A 15,400-nucleotide genomic window follows, 5' to 3' on the forward strand; every position below is an offset into this window, starting at 1 on the left:
GCGCCTCCGCGGAGGGGGTCGCGGGTTCGGTGGCGGGTGCCGCGCCATCGTGGTTGCTCGCGCAGTTCCCCGCGCCCCTGAGGGCGCACTTCGTGCGCCCCAGGGGATCGTTGGTCGCGGCCCCGCGGCGGAGCCGCTGATGGATACAGCCCCGCGGGGAATGGATCAGGTGGGGGGGCTTGTTCTTCTGTCTGTTGAGGACGAGGAGGAGCGGTCACTGTGCTGGATCCGCAGGATTTGTATACGTGGGAGCCGGAAGGGCTCGCCGTGGTCGACATGGCGCTCGCCCAGGAGTCGGCAGGCCTCGTCATGCTCTATCACTTCGACGGTTACATCGACGCGGGCGAGACCGGCGACCAGATCGTCGACCGGCTCCTCGACTCGCTGCCGCACCAGGTCGTCGCGCGCTTCGACCACGACCGGCTGGTCGACTACCGGGCCCGCCGCCCGCTGCTGACCTTCCGCCGCGACCAGTTCACCGACTACGAGGTGCCCTCGCTCGACGTGCGGCTCGTGCAGGACGCCACCGGCGCCCCGTTCCTGCTGCTCTCCGGGCCCGAGCCCGACGTGGAGTGGGAGCGATTCGCGGCCGCCGTGCAGCAGATCATCGAGCGCCTCGGCGTGCGGCTCGCGGTGAACTTCCACGGCATCCCGATGGGTGTCCCGCACACCCGCCCCGTCGGCCTCACCCCGCACGGGAACAGGTCGGAGCTGGTCCCCGGCCAGCGCAGCCCGTTCGACGAGGCGCAGGTCCCGGGCAGCGCCGAGTCGCTGATCGAGTACCGCCTGATCGAGGCCGGATTCGACGTCCTCGGAGTCGCCGCGCACGTCCCGCACTACATCGCGCGCTCCGCGTACCCGGACGCCGCGCTCACCGTCCTGGAGGCGATCACCGGCGCGACCGGCCTGGTCCTGCCCGGCATCGCGCACGGACTGCGCACCGCCGCGCACCGCACCCAGACGGAGATCGACCGCCAGGTGCAGGAGGGCGACGAGGAGCTCGTCTCGCTCGTCCAGGGCCTTGAGCACCAGTACGACGCCGCGGCCGGCGCCTCGTCGCGGGGGAACATGCTGGCCGAGCCGGTCGACATCCCCTCCGCCGACGAGATCGGCCTCGAGTTCGAGCGGTTCCTCGCCGAGCGCGAGGGCGACTCCTGACCGGGGACTCCTGACCGGCGGGTGAGCGGGCGCGGGGTCTGCCCTAAGCTTCCGCTCATGGTGAAGGTGGGGCTGACCGGCGGTATCGGCGCCGGCAAGAGCGAGGTGTCCCGGCTCCTGGTGGAGCGCGGGGCCGTCCTGATCGACGCGGACCGCATCGCACGGGAGGTCGTCGAGCCCGGCACGCCGGGACTGGCGGCCGTCGTCGAGGCCTTCGGCGAGGAGGTGCTCGCCCCCGACGGCACGCTGGACCGGCCCCGGCTCGGCGCGATCGTCTTCGCCGACGCGGACCGGCTCGCCGTGCTGAACAAGATCGTGCACCCGCTGGTGGGGGCCAGGTCGGCCGAACTGGAAGCGGCGGCCGGCACCGACGCGGTCGTCGTCCACGACGTCCCGCTCCTCACCGAGAACGGCCTCGCCCCCTTCTACGACCTGGTGATCGTGGTCGACGCGAGCCCCGAGACCCAGCTGGACCGGCTGACCCGGCTGCGCGGCATGACCGAGGAGGACGCGCGCGCCCGGATGGCCGCCCAGGCCACCCGCGAGCAGCGCCGCGAGATCGCCGACCTCGTCATCGACAACGACGGCCCGCGTGAGCGCCTCGTGGAGCAGGTCGACACCGTGTGGGCCGAGCTCGTGCGGCGCGCGCAGGCCGCGACGGCGTGATCCTGCTGGCCGCGTGCGTCGCGATGGGCGGACTGGTCGCACTGATCGCCGGGGCGTACGGACTCCAGCGCACCCGGCGGCTGCGGAGCGCGGCCAATATCGCCGAGGCCCTGGTCAAGCCGCCCCCGCAGGGCTCCGGGCGGCCGCTGCTGCAGTTCGAGACCGGTGACGGACGCGTCGTCGAGGTCGCCTCGCCGGTGCCGCCCAGCCGACGGCGCCCGCTGCCGCCCGGTGGCGTGGTCAGCGTCGCGTACGACGTCGACGATCCGCGCGAGACCGTGGTGCTCGGGGCCGAGCGGCCCGGCGTCGACCGGGCGTTCATGATCGCCGGTGCCGTGCTCGTGGTCGTCGGGATGGTGCTCGCGGTCGCGCTGAGCGGGCCCTGAGGCGTCCCGGGCGACCGGCCGCGTGTTCGCGTACGGCGCGGCTGGGCAGGAATACGCCTTACGGTCCGTGGTGTTGACGTGGTCGACACCAGGAGGGAGTTCCCCGTGCCCGACGCCACCCCCGAGACGCACGTCATCGACTACCGAGCCGCCGAGCAGCTTCTCGCCGCGCGTGACCCCCGGGGCGCGGTGAAGCTTCTGGACGACGTGATCGCGGCTCACCCGGAGAACACGGCGGCCCGGCTGCTCAGGGCCCGTGCCTTCTTCGCCGCGGCCCAACTGCGCGCCGCCGAGCTGGAGTTCTCCATCGTCCTGGAGCGCGAGCCGGACAACGCGTTCGCGCACTTCGCCCTGGCCAGAACCTACGAGCGCTGGCTGCGCCCGCAGCAGGCCCGTCGGCACTTCCGGCTGGCCGCCGCGCTCGACCCGCAGCCCGAGTACGTCGCGGCGGCCCGTTTCGACGACTGACGGCCGCCCCCGTCACGGGGCGTGGTGGTACGGCGGCACGTCGCGCCCGGGCTGGTAGTGCGGCCCCTGCCGGATGTGGCGGACGATCAGATAGAGGTCGACCGTCGTGATCAGCCACAGGATCCCGCAGGCCAGCGCCCACCACGGACGGTGCGCGATCAGGAACGCGACGGTGCCGAACACCGTCCAGACCAGGCCGAACAGGGCGAGACCCAACCGCATGCGCAGCGGGCTGCGGGCCGTGAGCGGCTCGTCACCGGTGCGGGACAGATGCGCGAGATGCATGGTCACTCTCCCTTCGGCCGACGAAGAGGTACCCCTTCCATGGTGCCTCTCCGCGGCGCGGAGCGGGAACGGCGTGGGCGGGCGGCTCGTTCCCCGTGCATGGACCTTGAGATGCGCGAGGGGTACGAGGCGACGGGGCCCGGGGCCATCACACCCGACGGATGCGCGGTGGAGCTGTACGCGCGGCTGCCCGTGGAGGACGAGCCGGACATCGTCGCGGCGGCCGTGCCCGCGGGTGCCACGCTCCTGGAGCTGGGCTGCGGGGTGGGTCGGGTGACGCACCCGCTGGTCGAGCGGGGCTTCCGGGTGACCGCCGTGGACGAGTCGCCGCAGATGCTGGAGCGGGTCAGAGGCGCCCGCACGGTGCGTTCCACCATCGAGGGGCTCGACCTGGGCGAGACGTTCGACGTGGTGATGCTCGCGTCGATCCTGGTGCACACGGGGGACGCGGAGGTGCGGCGCGGCATGCTCGCCGCCTGCCGCCGCCATGTCGCCGACGACGGCTGCGTGCTGATCCAGCGCGAGCGGGCGGGCGCGCACGAGAACCTGCCGCGCGAGCTGGTTGTCGACGACCGCTTCACGATCCGCAAGCTGTACTCGGAGCCGGTGGGCGACGGGGTGCGCGCGGTGAAGGTGGAGTACGTGTTCCCGGACGTGGTGTGGACGCAGACGTACCGGTGCCGGCCACTGACCGAGCGGGAGTTCGAACAGGCGCTGGCGGAGGCCGGGTTGAAGGTCGACCGGCTGCTGACGCCGGACGGGGCGTGGGTGCGGGCGATTCCCGTGTGAGCGCGGGCGACTCCCGCGGGAGCCGGGGGTGGTCCGGGGGTGATCCGGGGAGATTCCCGCCTGATCGGGGGTGGGAACAGCGATGAGTTCCGATGACCGGGCGGGTCTGACCCTGCGTAAGAACACCGCACGTCAGTTCCCGAGGAGTCATCGTGTCGAACGCAGCCCCCGCCCCCGTCTCCACCCCCGTCGCCGCTCCGGCCCGCTCCCGCGCCGCCCGGATCGCGCTGCGCACGGTCACCGTGCTGCTCGCCCTGTTCTTCGCCTTCGCGAGCGCCCTGCCCAAGCTGATCGGGCACTCCACGGCCGTCGAGGCCTTCGACAGAATCGGCTGGGGAGCGCCCGGCATGTACGCGATCGGCCTGCTCGAACTGGCCGGGGCGATCGGCCTGTTGGTCCCGGTGCTCTCCGGGATCACCCCGATCGCCCTGTGCGGCCTGCTGGTCGGCGCCTTCGTCGTCCAACTGACGGTGTTCGACGGGGAGAACGCGGTGACACCGCTGATCTTCATGGTGCCGCTCGCCGTCCTGGCGTGGGCGCACCGCGCGCACAACCGCGAGCTGATCGCGCTGCTGCGACGCGCCTCCTGGGCCGCTTTCTGACCCGCCTCCTGAGCCGCCTCCTGAGCCGCCTCCCGACCCGACTCCCGACCGGCCTCCGGCCCGCCTCAGTCGTCGTCGTGGCCGCTGTCGTCGTCGGAGCCCGGGCCCTGGCCGAAGATCCCGCGCAGCCGCTCCAGCTCACGCCGGTCCCGCTTGGTGGGCCGGCCCGTGCCCCGGTCGCGCACCCCGACCGGGGCGACGGCCCCGCGCGGCGGAGGCGGCGGCGAGTTGTCCACGTAGCACTCGACCGCGACGGGGGCACCGACCCGCTTGCGGATCAGCCGCTTGACGATCACCAGGTGCTCGCGGTCCCCGGGCCTGCGCACCCGGACCTCGTCGCCGACGCGCAGGGTGTGGGCGGGCTTCACGCTCGTCCCGTTGACCTTCACATGGCCGCCCTTGCAGGCCGCCGCGCCCGCCGAGCGGGTCTTGACCAGGCGCACGGCCCAGATCCAGCTGTCGACCCGCACACCGGCACCGCCGCCGGGGGCCTCCGGCGTTCCCGAACTCCGCGCATTCTCCGCTGCCATGCCTCGACCTTAGAGCCTCCCGCGGTCGGCGAACCCCGGTCCCGCCTACGGTGGAGTGATGGACGCGACCCACGGGACGGGCGGGACGAACGGACGGGGCGGGCGGGACGGGATCGGGCGGCTCGACGCGCGGATCACCGGGTGCCGGGCCTGTCCACGGCTCGTCGCCTGGCGCGAGGAGGTCGCCCGCACCAAGCGCGCCGCCTTCGCCGACCAGACCTACTGGGGCCGGCCCGTGCCCGGCTTCGGCCCGCACGACGCGGCCCTGCTGGTCGTCGGCCTCGCCCCCGCCGCGCACGGCGCCAACCGCACCGGCCGCATGTTCACCGGCGACCGCTCCGGCGACGTCCTCTTCCGCGCCCTGTACGACCTCGGGCTCGCCTCCCGCCCCGACGCCGTCTCCGCCGACGACGGCCTCACCCTGCACGGCGTCCGCCTCACCTCGCCCGTGCACTGCGCGCCGCCCGCCAACAAACCCACCCCGGCCGAGCGCGACACCTGCCGCCCCTGGCTCGTCACCGAACTCGAACTGCTGCGGCCCACGCTCCGTGCCGTCGTCGTCCTCGGCGCCTTCGGCTGGCAGGCGACCCTGCCCGCGCTCGCCGCCGCGGGCCTGGACGTGCCGCGCCCCCGCCCCGCCTTCGCCCACGGAACCCGCGTCGCCCTCGCCGACGGGCCCGCCCTCTACGGCTGCTTCCACGTCAGCCAGCGCAACACCTTCACCGGGCGGCTCACCCCGGCCATGCTGCGGGCCGTGCTGCACGCCGCGGCCACGGAGGCGGGTCTGCCCGTTCGCTCGAACGGAGCAGCAGATCAGGAGGGCACGGGGGCCGATTCCTAGCGTGAAGCCGTGACGACTTCCTCCGCGCGCACGACGCGAACGGCGGCCGGAACACCGGCCGCGAGCAGGCCCTCGGTAGCCGCCTACCGCAATCTCATCGTGGCCACCGTCGGCTTCGCGCTCACCTTCTGGGCCTGGAACCTGATCGCGCCGCTCGCCGGTGTCTTCGGTTCGGACCTGAACCTCAGCTCGTTCGCGCAGTCCTTCCTCGTCGCGGTGCCCGTGCTCGTGGGGTCGCTCGGGCGGATCCCGGTCGGCGCCCTCACCGACCGCTACGGCGCCAAGCTGCTGTTCCCGCTGATCTCCGCGCTCACCATCGTCCCGGTGCTCCTGGTCATCCCGGCCCGGCACCACTTCGGCGCGATGCTCGCCGTCGGCTTCCTGCTCGGGCTCGGCGGCACCACCTTCGCCATCGGCATCCCGCTGGTGAACTCCTGGTTCCCGCCCGCGCGCCGGGGCCTCGCGCTCGGCGTCTTCGGCATGGGCATGGGCGGCGTCGCCCTGTCCGGCTACTTCACACCGCGCATCGCCCGGCACGGCGAGAACCTGCCGTTCCTCGTCGTCGCCATCGCCCTGGCCGTCTACGCGGTCGTCGCCGCCCTCCTGATCACCGACCACCCCGACCGCACGATCCCCACGACGTCGCTCGGCACGCGGCTCGGCGCGGCCGGCAAGCTGCGCGTGACCTGGGAGCTGTCGGCCCTCTACGCGATCGGCTTCGGCGGCATCGTCGCCTTCGGCGTCTACCTGCCCACCTACCTGAAGACCTGGTACGAGCTCAGCCCCACCGAGGCCGGCACCAAGGCGGCCGGATTCGCCCTGGTCACGGTCGTCTTCCGGCCCATCGGCGGCTGGCTCTCGGACCGGATCCACCCGGCCGTGGTGACCGCGTGCGCGCTGGCCGTCGTCGCCCTGTTCGCCATCATGCAGGCCTTCGACCCGGCCCTGAACCCCATGGGCACCGTCTGCTTCATGCTGATGGCGGCCGGTCTCGGCACCGCCAGCGGCAGCGTGTTCGCCCTCGTCTCGCAGGTCACCCCGCAGCCCCAGGTCGGCTCCGTCACCGGCATCGTCGGCGCGATGGGCGGCCTCGGCGGCTTCGTCCCGCCGCTCGTCATGGGCGCCATCTACAGCGCCGAGGACTCGTACAGCATCGGCTTCATGCTCCTGTCCGACCTGGCGCTCGCCGGCTGCGTGTACGCGTACGGGCGCATGCGGACGGTGTCCGCCGCGACGCCCTAGCGGGGCGAGCATGCTGACCCCAACTTTCTAGCGTTGCTAGCTGATGATGCAGCGCTAGACCTAATGTCGCTCGCTTGTCTAGCGGTGCTAGGATCGAGTCATGTCGGTACAGGAACGCAAGCAGCGTGAACGGGCGGACCGCGAGCGTCTCATCGTGGACACCGCCCGCGAGCTCGCCGAGCAGCAGGGCTGGGACGCCGTGACGACCCGCCGGCTCGCCGAGGCCATCGAATACAGCCAGCCCGTCCTCTACAGCCACTTCCGCGGTAAACGCGAGATCATCGGCGCCGTCGCCCTCCAGGGCGCCGCCGACCTGGCGGTCGCCGTGCGGGCGGCGACCGCCGCCGCGGACGGCCCGCGCGAGCGCGTCACCGCCCTCGCCCGCGCCTATCTCGACTTCGCCGCGCGCAACCCGGCGGTCTACGACGCCCTGTTCCAGCTCGACGGCGGCCTCCCGTACGCCCAGGAGGACACTCCGGAGCCGCTGAAGGACGCGTTCGCCGCCCTCATGGAGACTCTTGGCGAGGTCGCGGGGGAGGGGGTGCATCCGGGGCTGTTCACCGAGGTGTTCTGGGCGGCCCTGCACGGCCAGGCGACCCTGACCCGGGCGGGCCGCCTGCCTGCCGGGGACGTCGACCGCAGAGCCCAGCTCGTGGTGGACCGGCTCGCCGTCCTCTGAGCCGCGCTGTACGCACCCTGGCGCGTGCCCTCGTTGCGCCTCAGCCGTCCGGGGCGTCGTCGTCGAACAGGTGGCGGACCGTGGAGCGGTGATTCATGCGGACGTGGGCCAGGGCGACCGCTCTGGCCCGCTCCGCGTCGCCGGCCGCCACCGCCGCGTACAGCTCCCGGTGCTCGGCGAGCTGCTGGGCCCACTCCTCGTTGCGCCGGGTCAGCCAGCGCAGCCGGCCGCCGACCGGCCGCATCACGTCGGCCAGCAGGCTGTTGCCCGCCGCCGCCAACAGGACGTCGTGAAAACGGGAGTTCACGTCCGTGAGGGTGTCCGCGTCGTCCCGCTCCGTGGCCCGCGCGGCCACGTCGAGCAGCTCCGCGAGCCCGTCCAGATCGCCCCGGCCCGCCCGCTCGGCGGCGAGCCCGGCCGCGTGCACCTCCAACACCTCGCGCAGTTCGTAGAGTTCGGTCACATCGGTGCGGGTCAGGGTGCGGACCACGGCCCGGCGCGGCGTCTCGAACGTCACGAAGCCCTCCGTCACGAGCGCCCTGATCGCCTCCCGCACCGGCACCCGTGAGACCCCGAAGCGCTCCGCGAGCTCCCGCTCGACCAGCCGCTCGCCCGGTCGTGACCGTCCGCCGATGATGTCCTGCCGCAGGGTCGCGAGCACGCGCTCGCGCACCGCCCCCAGGGGTTCCGCCGTCGCCATGCGCCCATCTTCCCCGATCACGCCCGGGAGTTGGGGCCGCGGTTTTACCGAGACGTAACCGTAGGGACATTGCCGAGGGCCCTCGGGAGCGGGACGATGACGCCGCTTTGGTATACCAAACCCCTTTCGCTGCTCGTCACAGCCTCTGCTCGTCACAGCACTCAGCTCGTCACAGCACCCTGGGAGGTACCCCATGCCCGTGGCCGAACCCACGCCCACGCAGGCTGTCGCCTTCACTCCCGACCCGCGCCTGGTCAACGAGGACCTCGCGCCCGCCGCGGACCGAAAATGGAAGGTCTACGACCTCTTCGCCCTGTGGATGTCCGACGTCCACAACCTCGGCAACTACACCTTCGCGGCCGGCCTGTTGGTCCTCGGCCTCAACGCCTGGCAGGTCTTCAGCGCCCTGCTCATCGGCTTCGTCCTCATCTACGCCGGCTGCAACGCGATGGGCCGCATCGGGCAGCGCCACGGCGTCCCGTTCCCCGTCGTCAGCCGCATCAGCTTCGGCGTCTGGGGCGCCAACATCCCCGCCCTGATCCGGGCCGTCATCGCCATCATGTGGTACGGCATCCAGACCTACCTGGCCTCCGTCGCCGTCAACGTGATGGTGCTCGCCGCCTTCCCCGGGATGAAGTCCTGGACCGAGCACTCCTTCCTCGGCCTGCACGCCCTGGGCTGGGCGTCCTTCCTCGCGCTGTGGCTCGTGCAGTCCCTGATCATCACGCGCGGCATGGAGTCCGTCCGCAAGTTCCAGGACTTCTGCGGGCCCGCGATCTGGATCGTGATGCTCGCCCTCGCGATCTGGATCTGGGCCAAGGCCGGCTGGACCATCTCGCTGACCACGACCCCGCACCCGGTGTCCACCGGCGAGCAGTTCCGCCAGTGGTTCGGCGCGATCGGCCTGATCCTCGCCACCTACGGCACGCTGATGCTGAACTTCTGCGACTTCTCCCGCTTCGCGCCCGACTACCGGACCGTGCGGCGCGGCAACTTCTGGGGCCTGCCCGTCAACTCCACCGCGTTCGTGGTCCTCTCGGTCGTCGTCACCGCCGGCAGCGTCGAGGTCTTCGGCGAGGCGATCACCGACCCGGCGCTCCTCGTCGCCCGCATCGGCAACACCTGGGTCCTCGTCTTCGGCGCGCTGACCTTCGCCGTCGCCACCATGGGCGTCAACATCGTCGCCAACTTCGTCTCGCCCGCCTACGACCTGGCGAACGTCTGGCCCCAGAAGATCAGCTTCAAGGTCGGCGGCGCGATCTCGACGGTCCTCGCCCTCGTCGTCACGCCCTGGAACCTGTACTCCAACCCGACCGTCGTGAACTACTTCCTCGGCGGCCTGGGCGCCTTCCTCGGCCCGCTGTTCGGCATCATCATGCTCGACTACTTCTGGGTGAAGCGCGGACGCATCGACGACCGAGCCCTCTTCGACGCGACCCCCGGCTCCCGCTACCACTACCGCGGCGGCGTCAACCCGAAGGCCCTGGCAGCCTTCGTCCCCTCCGCCGGCCTCGCCGTGGTCCTGGCGCTCGTCCCGGCCTTCGACTCGGTCGCCGCGTACTCGTGGTTCATCGGCACGGCGGTCTCGGCGCTCCTCTACGGGCTGATCTGCCGCGCGGAGCGAGCGGAGTCGGCGACGCCGGAGCCGGTGGAACCGGCCGAGGTCTGATCACAGGGGACCGCGCGGACGGGTCCGGGGCCGGTTCCCGGCCGCCCCGGACCCGCGGCCCGGCCCGCCCGCGGTGATCCGAGCGGCCGAACGGGTGCACCTTCCGGCGCCGGGGCCCTCCGGGTGCCCCGGCGCGGGCGGGGGCCGACATCATCCCGCCATGGCCAAGTCCTCGCGCCCGGTACTGGGCGCTCTGCTGGCGGCGTTGTTGAGTCTCGCCCCGGCCGCCGCCGGGCACGGTGCCCCGGCCGGCACCGTCTTCTGGGTCGACCCGGACAGCGCGGCGGCCCGCCAGGCCGCGGCGTACCGCGCGCAGGGCCGCACCGCCGACGCCGCGCTCGTCGACCGCATCGCCGCCCGCCCGCAGGCGGTCTGGCTCAACGGGGCCGACCCCGGCCCCACCGCCCGCGCCGTCACCGAAGCGGCCGCCCGCGCGGGCCGCATCGCCGTCCTGGTCGCCTACCACATCCCGCACCGCGACTGCGGTTCCTACTCCGCGGGCGGCGCCCCCGACGCCGCCGCCTACCGCGCCTACATCGACTCCCTCGCGTCCGGCCTCGGCCGCGGCGGCGCCTACGTCGTCGTGGAGCCCGACGCCGTCGCCTCGGCCGTCGCCGGCTGCCCCGGCGCCGACACCGAGGAGCGCTACACCCTCCTGGCCTACGCGGTCCAGCGCCTCGCCGCCCGCCCCGGCACCCGCGTCTACCTCGACGCCGGCAACGCGGGCTGGATCCCCGACCCCGCCCGCCTGGTCGACCCGCTGCGCCGCTCGGGCGTCGCCGCGGCCACCGGCATCGCCCTGAACGTCGCCAACTACCGTACGGACACCGAGACGTCCGCCTACGGTCACCGCCTCCTCGCCGCCCTCGGCGGCACCCCGCACTTCGTCATCGACAGCAGCCGCAACGGCAACGGCCCCTACGAAGGCACCGACGCCTGGTGCAACCCGCCCGGCCGCGCCCTCGGCACCCCGCCCACCACCGAGACGGCGGACCCCGCCCTGGACGCCTACCTCTGGATCAAGCGCCCCGGCGAGTCCGACGGGACCTGCCGCGGCGGACCCCCGGCCGGGCAGTGGTGGGAGAGCGGCGCGCTGGAGCTGGCCCGCAACAGCCCGCCCCCGCCCGCGAGGACGCACCTCCTGCCCGGCCGCCGGTGAACTCCCGCTACCGTGCTGCCCCATGGACCCCCAGACCGCCACCGAGGGCCTCCTCGACCAGGACGCCGCGTTCCTCGACTCCGTAGCCGACCGCCTCGCCTCCCTCCCGCACGTGCACGCCGTCGCCCTCGGCGGATCACGGGCCCAGGGCACACACACGGAGTCCAGCGACTGGGACCTCGCCGTGTACTACCGGGGCGCCTTCGACCCGCAGGACCTGCGGGACCTCGGCTGGGAGGGCGAGGCGTCGGAGATCGGCGGCTGGGGCGGCGGGGTGTTCAACGGCGGGGCCTGGCTCGTCGTCGACGGGCGGCGGGTCGACGTGCACTACCGCGACCTCGACGAGGTCGAGCACGAGGTGAAGGAGGCGGAGGCGGGGCGCATGCGGTGGGAGCCGCTCATGTTCCACCTCGCCGGGATCCCCAGCTACCTCGTCGTCGCCGAACTCGCCCTCAACCGCGTCCTGCGCGGCACGGCCCCCACGGTCGACCGCTACCCGCCGGCGCTGCGCGAGGCCGCCGCCGAGGACTGGTGGGGCAAGGCCGCCCTGACGCTCGGCTACGCGCGCGGGGGGAACGTGCCGAACGGGGGCAGGGCCGAGGTCGTCGGCGCCGTGAGCGTCGCGGCGATGCAGGCCGCGCACGCCGTGCTCGCCGCGCGCGGAGCATGGGTCACCAACGAGAAGCGGCTGCTGGCCCGCGCCGGACTGCGCGGCATCGACGACGTCCTGGCCGAACCGGACCTGGGCCGACTCGTCGACCGGGCACGGGAGTTGCTGGAGGGTGCGGTGCGCGCGGCGCGCGGTCAGGGCTGAGCGGCGCCGAGCCGGTACGTGCGGACATCGCGCCAGCCGGTCCCGGGCCCGTCCGTCACGATCAGCCGGACCTCCTCGACCCGGGTGCGGACGGGCAGGGCCGCGGTGAAGTCGCGGGCGGGCAGGGCGTCCGTACCGTCTCCGCTCGCGAGCGTGAGATGCGGGTCGAGCCCTTCGTGTCCGAAGACGCCGCGGTAGGGGACGGCCTCCGGCCAGAGATCGCGCACCGCCTTCGTCAGGGCGCGCAGCGGATCGTCCGGTTCCGGCGCCAGATACAGGACGCCCGGCCAGCGGCGCGTCTCGCGGAAGGTCAGCGTGAAGGGGCGCGCGGCGGCGAAGAGGGCGGCCAGCCGTGCGTCGGGCGCGCCGGTGAGGCGGGGGAGCGGCAGGAACGGGTAGAGCACCGTGACGTGCGCCCGGGACGGGGTGCGCACCAGCGCGTCGGCCTCCGGGACGTGGATCGTCAGGGCGGTGTCGCCCGCGACGTCCGGCCATCCGTCGTCGTCCGCCGCCGTGTCGTCCCTGCTCACGTGCCCCAGTGTCACACCGGTGCCGGAGACCCGTCCGCGCGCCCCCTGTGGGGCGGGGCGCGAGGACGGGCCGGTCAGGTCACGGCTTGGGCAGGGCGCAGCCCGGAGCCGACAGGTCGATCTTGTTGCCTGTGCCGACGCACGGCACGATCCCGTACGTCTCCTGGGCGTAGTTGATGCCCTGGCGCACGGTCACCTGGCCGTTCTCGTCCACCTCGCACGGGTTGTTGTCCGTGCACTCCTCACCGTTCTCGTTGCCGGTGTTGTTGACCGCGACGACCTTGCCGGTCGCCTGGTCGAGCACCGGGGAGCCCGAGGTGCCGCCGATCGTGTCGCAGGCGGAGGTGTAGCGGACCGAGTCCTTCCAGGTCCAGTCGCCCTCCTTCAGGCGGTAGGCGAAGCCGTCGATCGAGCAGTTGTAGATCTTCTTCCAGTAGCCCGAGACGACGCTGATCGCCGTGCCCTGCGTGGGGTGGTCCGCGGACAGCTCCAGGGCCTTGATGCCGTAGGAGCTCTCGATCTGCTGGTACGTGCTGGTGAGTTCGTACAGGGAGACGTCCGTGTCGGTCATCGTCCCGTACGCGACCTTGCTCGCGCGCAGCGTCGCGACCTTGCTGCCCGACGAGTTGAGCAGGCTGAAGCTGCGGGTCGAGGGCTGGTCGACGACGACCTCGCCGGGGCCGGGGAAACCGGACTCCAGGCAGTGGCCGTTGGACATCACCAGGGCCGGGTCGGTCGGCTGCGAGTTCGGCACGCGCACGACCGAGCCGGAACAGTTGCTGAGCGCCACCGTGCCGGCGAAGCTGACGGCCTTGGGCCTGACCTTCGCCGTGTGCTGGGACGTCGCGGTGTCGCCGAGGGCCGTGGCCGGGGCGGCGGTCGCGCCCAGCAGGAGCACGCCGAAGAGCGCGCCGACGAGAGACTTCTTCATAGTGGGGGGTTCCTCTCCCGAGGTGAGAGTGGTGCACCGAGCGCCATGTTTGGCATGAGCATTGTGATGGTGTCGGGCTCAGCGGACAACAGTGCACCCTGAGCGAACATGCGGAGAACCCCCGGGAACCCCACCAGAATTGACGGAAAAAACTTCGGCGGCAGCGATGAGTTCCGCGCACACCCCCGGTCACACCTCCCAGAGACCCCGATCCGAGGAGGAACCATGGGGCTGCCGAAGGTGGTCACGCACGAGGAGTGGCGCGCCGCCCGCGAGGAACTGCTCGCACTGGAGAAGGCGGCGACCCGGGCGCGCGACGCACTGAACGCGCGACGGCGCGAGCTGCCCATGGTCGAGATCGACAAGCTCTACGTCTTCGAGGGCCCGGACGGCAAGGCCGAACTGCTCGACCTGTTCGAGGGCCGGACCCAACTCGTCGTCTACCACTTCATGTTCGCGCCCGAGTGGGAGGCCGGCTGCCCCAGCTGCTCCGGATTCCTCGACCAGATCGGGCACCTGGCCCATCTGCGGGCCCGCGGCACCGCCTTCGCGGCCGTCTCCCGCGCCCCGTTCACCAAGATCCTGCCGTTCAAGGCCCGCATGGGCTGGACGGTGCCCTGGTACTCCTCGAACCTCAGCGACTTCAACCAGGACTTCGGCACCACCGTGGAGGTCGGCGGCTGCCTCCAGGAGCGCCCCGCGATCAGCTGCTTCCTGCGTGACGGCGAGCGGGTCTTCCACACCTACTCGACGTTCGACCGCGGCCTCGACGGCATCGGCTTCACCACGAACCTGCTGGACCTCACCGCGCTGGGGCGGCAGGAGGAGTGGGAGCTGCCCGCGGGGCGGTCCTCGGCGCTCGGCGCTCCCGCGGGCAGCGCGGCGGTGCGCTACCACGACGAGTACGTCGACTGACGCCCGCTCAGGCCGCCGAGCGGGACCAGGACGGCGTCGTCCCCGTCACCCGGCACAGCGCCAGGTACAGCGGGATCGGCGGCGTGTACGGCACGGCCCCGTCGGGGCAGTGGATGAGCGCGGGTGCGCGCCGGGCGTCCGGCACCAGTGCGCCCGTCGTGTAGCGGGCCGGCGCGGGCCACTCCAGGGCCACGTCCGAGTCCGAGGGCACGATCCACCACCAGTGCGCGCCGTCCGCGTACACGCAGCCCATGTGGGGCAGCCGGCGCGTCATCTCGCGCGCGAAGTCCTCGGGGACGGACACGGCGTCGCAGCCGAGCGGAGCCGTCATGCCGTCAGGAACGCCCAGGCGCAGGGTCGGTGGGACGGGGCTCGATATCGGCCGTCGCCGCGCGAGGCCGACCAGCGAGTCCAGGTGCATCGTCCTCGTCGTCAACACGCCCATCCGTTCCCGCTCAGCACGCTCGTCGTTCTCCGCCAAACCGCTCGGGGCGGACGTTCACCAGCACGTTCAGGTCGTCCGTGCAGCCGTTCTCGCCGGCTGTACGCACCGGCCGTTCACCAGGACCAGTCGGCGGGGCCGGAGGCCTCGGCCACCGGGTCCGGGACGGCGCCCTGCCCTCCGTCGCGCGGCAGTTCGGCCCACACGACCAGGCCCGGCCCGGTCTCCTGAGCGCCCCACGCGCTGGAGACCGCGGCCACGAGAAGAAGCCCCCTGCCGTGCTCCTCCTCGGGTGCGATCCGGCCCGCCGGAGCCGAGTCGCCGGGCATCCGGCCCTCGTCGCGCACGGCTATCCGCACACGCTCGCCCGCGTCGTCGCACAGCTCGTGCAGCTCGCAGTGGATCCGGCGGCTGGCGGTGTGCACGATCGCGTTCGTGACCAGCTCGGACACGACGAGAGCCGCCGCGTCGCAGGTGTCCTCGCACGCGCCCCATCCCGTGAGATGGGCACGCGTCATGCGCCGGGCCTGTGCGGCGGAGCCCGGGTGGGGAGCCAGTTCGAAGCTGCTGCGGCGGGCCGGTGGCCCGAACGGC

General features: G+C 72.8%; 20 protein-coding genes. 13 read left to right on the forward strand and 7 right to left on the reverse strand.

The genetic code is table 11. The features are described from left to right. The first annotated feature begins 219 nt into the window (after positions 1–219). The 4 genes from ACZ4E1_RS02565 to ACZ4E1_RS02580 all read left to right on the forward strand — a co-directional run bounded on the left by ACZ4E1_RS02565 (position 220) and on the right by ACZ4E1_RS02580 (position 2,678). Complete coding sequence (locus tag ACZ4E1_RS02565; RefSeq protein WP_467535064.1) at positions 220–1,158, forward strand: PAC2 family protein; 939 nt, start codon at positions 220–222, stop codon at positions 1,156–1,158. A 57-nt stretch (positions 1,159–1,215) separates the two neighbouring features. Beyond that, on the forward strand, positions 1,216–1,824 hold the full coding sequence (coaE, locus tag ACZ4E1_RS02570; RefSeq protein ID WP_467535066.1) for a dephospho-CoA kinase: 609 nt from the start codon (positions 1,216–1,218) through the stop codon (positions 1,822–1,824). Beyond that, the gene (locus tag ACZ4E1_RS02575) at positions 1,821–2,210 is read left to right on the forward strand and encodes a hypothetical protein (RefSeq protein WP_467535067.1); all 390 of its coding nucleotides are present in this window, start codon (positions 1,821–1,823) and stop codon (positions 2,208–2,210) included. Before coaE ends, ACZ4E1_RS02575 begins: the two co-directional genes overlap by 4 nt. Positions 2,211–2,315: 105 nt before the next feature. After that, positions 2,316–2,678: a tetratricopeptide repeat protein gene (locus ACZ4E1_RS02580; protein ID WP_467535069.1), complete on the forward strand. Its 363-nt coding sequence runs from the start codon at positions 2,316–2,318 to the stop codon at positions 2,676–2,678. A gap of 12 nt (positions 2,679–2,690) precedes the next feature. Here the strand turns inward: ACZ4E1_RS02580 and ACZ4E1_RS02585 are convergent, their stop codons facing one another. Beyond that, positions 2,691–2,963, reverse strand: a complete 273-nt coding sequence (locus tag ACZ4E1_RS02585; protein WP_467535071.1) for a DUF6343 family protein — start codon at positions 2,961–2,963, stop codon at positions 2,691–2,693. Positions 2,964–3,062: 99 nt separating this feature from the next. On the opposite strand from ACZ4E1_RS02585, the gene ACZ4E1_RS02590 reads away from it, so the two are divergent. Both ACZ4E1_RS02590 and ACZ4E1_RS02595 read left to right on the forward strand, forming a co-directional pair. Next, positions 3,063–3,752 carry a class I SAM-dependent methyltransferase gene (locus tag ACZ4E1_RS02590; RefSeq protein ID WP_467535073.1) on the forward strand — a complete coding sequence of 230 codons (690 nt, stop codon included), beginning with the start codon at positions 3,063–3,065 and terminating at the stop codon, positions 3,750–3,752. A gap of 152 nt (positions 3,753–3,904) precedes the next feature. Continuing rightward, a complete protein-coding gene (locus ACZ4E1_RS02595) occupies positions 3,905–4,354 on the forward strand; it encodes a DoxX family protein (RefSeq protein WP_467535075.1) in 450 nt (149 codons plus the stop codon). 65 nt (positions 4,355–4,419) lie between these two features. Here the strand turns inward: ACZ4E1_RS02595 and ACZ4E1_RS02600 are convergent, their stop codons facing one another. After that, entirely contained in the window at positions 4,420–4,884 is a 465-nt protein-coding gene (locus tag ACZ4E1_RS02600; protein ID WP_467535077.1) for an RNA-binding S4 domain-containing protein, read from the reverse strand. Between the two features lie 58 nt (positions 4,885–4,942). On the opposite strand from ACZ4E1_RS02600, the gene ACZ4E1_RS02605 reads away from it, so the two are divergent. From ACZ4E1_RS02605 to ACZ4E1_RS02615, 3 genes are all read left to right on the forward strand, one after another. Further along, entirely contained in the window at positions 4,943–5,725 is a 783-nt protein-coding gene (locus ACZ4E1_RS02605) for a uracil-DNA glycosylase (RefSeq protein WP_467535079.1), read from the forward strand. A 9-nt stretch (positions 5,726–5,734) separates the two neighbouring features. Next, positions 5,735–6,967 carry an MFS transporter gene (locus ACZ4E1_RS02610; protein WP_467535080.1) on the forward strand — a complete coding sequence of 411 codons (1,233 nt, stop codon included), beginning with the start codon at positions 5,735–5,737 and terminating at the stop codon, positions 6,965–6,967. A gap of 100 nt (positions 6,968–7,067) precedes the next feature. Then, positions 7,068–7,646 (forward strand): TetR/AcrR family transcriptional regulator, encoded by a 579-nt coding sequence (locus ACZ4E1_RS02615; protein WP_467535081.1) that lies wholly within the window; start codon positions 7,068–7,070, stop codon positions 7,644–7,646. 40 nt (positions 7,647–7,686) lie between these two features. Here ACZ4E1_RS02615 and ACZ4E1_RS02620 read toward each other — a convergent pair whose 3' ends face one another. Then, positions 7,687–8,346 (reverse strand): GntR family transcriptional regulator, encoded by a 660-nt coding sequence (locus tag ACZ4E1_RS02620; RefSeq protein WP_467535082.1) that lies wholly within the window; start codon positions 8,344–8,346, stop codon positions 7,687–7,689. A 193-nt stretch (positions 8,347–8,539) separates the two neighbouring features. On the opposite strand from ACZ4E1_RS02620, the gene ACZ4E1_RS02625 reads away from it, so the two are divergent. The 3 genes from ACZ4E1_RS02625 to ACZ4E1_RS02635 all read left to right on the forward strand — a co-directional run bounded on the left by ACZ4E1_RS02625 (position 8,540) and on the right by ACZ4E1_RS02635 (position 11,988). Continuing rightward, positions 8,540–10,015 (forward strand): NCS1 family nucleobase:cation symporter-1, encoded by a 1,476-nt coding sequence (locus ACZ4E1_RS02625; RefSeq protein WP_467535084.1) that lies wholly within the window; start codon positions 8,540–8,542, stop codon positions 10,013–10,015. A 160-nt stretch (positions 10,016–10,175) separates the two neighbouring features. Further along, positions 10,176–11,174: a glycoside hydrolase family 6 protein gene (locus ACZ4E1_RS02630; RefSeq protein ID WP_467535086.1), complete on the forward strand. Its 999-nt coding sequence runs from the start codon at positions 10,176–10,178 to the stop codon at positions 11,172–11,174. A gap of 22 nt (positions 11,175–11,196) precedes the next feature. Next, positions 11,197–11,988 carry a nucleotidyltransferase domain-containing protein gene (locus ACZ4E1_RS02635; RefSeq protein ID WP_467535088.1) on the forward strand — a complete coding sequence of 264 codons (792 nt, stop codon included), beginning with the start codon at positions 11,197–11,199 and terminating at the stop codon, positions 11,986–11,988. Here ACZ4E1_RS02635 and ACZ4E1_RS02640 read toward each other — a convergent pair. Together ACZ4E1_RS02640 and ACZ4E1_RS02645 are read right to left on the reverse strand one after the other, a co-directional pair. Next, positions 11,979–12,518 (reverse strand): 2'-5' RNA ligase family protein, encoded by a 540-nt coding sequence (locus tag ACZ4E1_RS02640; RefSeq protein WP_467535090.1) that lies wholly within the window; start codon positions 12,516–12,518, stop codon positions 11,979–11,981. The genes ACZ4E1_RS02635 and ACZ4E1_RS02640 overlap by 10 nt on opposite strands. A gap of 79 nt (positions 12,519–12,597) precedes the next feature. Continuing rightward, positions 12,598–13,449 carry a S1 family peptidase gene (locus ACZ4E1_RS02645; RefSeq protein ID WP_467535092.1) on the reverse strand — a complete coding sequence of 284 codons (852 nt, stop codon included), beginning with the start codon at positions 13,447–13,449 and terminating at the stop codon, positions 12,598–12,600. Between the two features lie 225 nt (positions 13,450–13,674). Between ACZ4E1_RS02645 and ACZ4E1_RS02650 the strand changes: the two genes are divergently transcribed. Next, on the forward strand, positions 13,675–14,364 hold the full coding sequence (locus ACZ4E1_RS02650) for a DUF899 domain-containing protein (protein WP_188339547.1): 690 nt from the start codon (positions 13,675–13,677) through the stop codon (positions 14,362–14,364). Positions 14,365–14,371: 7 nt separating this feature from the next. Here ACZ4E1_RS02650 and ACZ4E1_RS02655 read toward each other — a convergent pair whose 3' ends face one another. After that, entirely contained in the window at positions 14,372–14,809 is a 438-nt protein-coding gene (locus tag ACZ4E1_RS02655) for a hypothetical protein (protein ID WP_467535094.1), read from the reverse strand. Positions 14,810–14,922: 113 nt separating this feature from the next. Continuing rightward, on the reverse strand, positions 14,923–15,324 hold the full coding sequence (locus ACZ4E1_RS02660; RefSeq protein WP_467535095.1) for an ATP-binding protein: 402 nt from the start codon (positions 15,322–15,324) through the stop codon (positions 14,923–14,925). Positions 15,325–15,400: the final 76 nt, after the last annotated feature.

This window comes from Streptomyces sp. NPDC025806, from assembly GCF_055558275.1.